Origin of the sequence: Falsihalocynthiibacter sp. CO-5D18, from assembly GCF_041205445.1 — a bacterium.
GTDB classification, from domain to species: Bacteria; Pseudomonadota; Alphaproteobacteria; order Rhodobacterales; family Rhodobacteraceae; genus Falsihalocynthiibacter; species Falsihalocynthiibacter arcticus.
Genome location: NZ_JBGFCF010000099.1, coordinates 1 through 414, shown reverse-complemented (window position 1 = coordinate 414; position 414 = coordinate 1). Strand labels below are relative to the sequence as shown.

Annotated in this window: 1 tRNA gene; it reads right to left on the bottom strand. The window is 47.8% G+C overall.

Annotated features, from left to right (window positions below):
- Window positions 1-298: 298 nt before the first annotated feature.
- Window positions 299-375, bottom strand: a tRNA-Met gene (locus AB9F27_RS22100).
- Window positions 376-414: the final 39 nt, after the last annotated feature.

The window sequence follows — 414 nt, the reverse complement described above, 5'->3', positions numbered from 1 at the left end:
GGCGTAGGATCGCAAGAATTTGGGGTTCACTATATCTCGTCATCTTCATCAAAAATCTCCTCAGATATCTTGCCGAGAAAATTCTACTTTTGAACACCACTAATTTTAGGGGGGATTACCGCATAGGTATACTGAACAACTATTTACTTTGCGCCGGTAACGACATTATCAAACTGCGGCTCATTTAGCACACCCTGAGTTGGCCCCTGTTGCTTCCACAGTGCTTCCACGGGCGGAACGCGAACGCAAGAAGCCCCGCAAGCGGGGTTCATAACGTGTTGATATGATTGTTATTTATTGGTTGCGGGAGTCAGATTTGAACTGACGACCTTCAGGTTATGAGCCTGACGAGCTACCGGGCTGCTCCATCCCGCGACGCTTAGGCATTTTGCCTTAGTTCGCATCCCAGTTTTT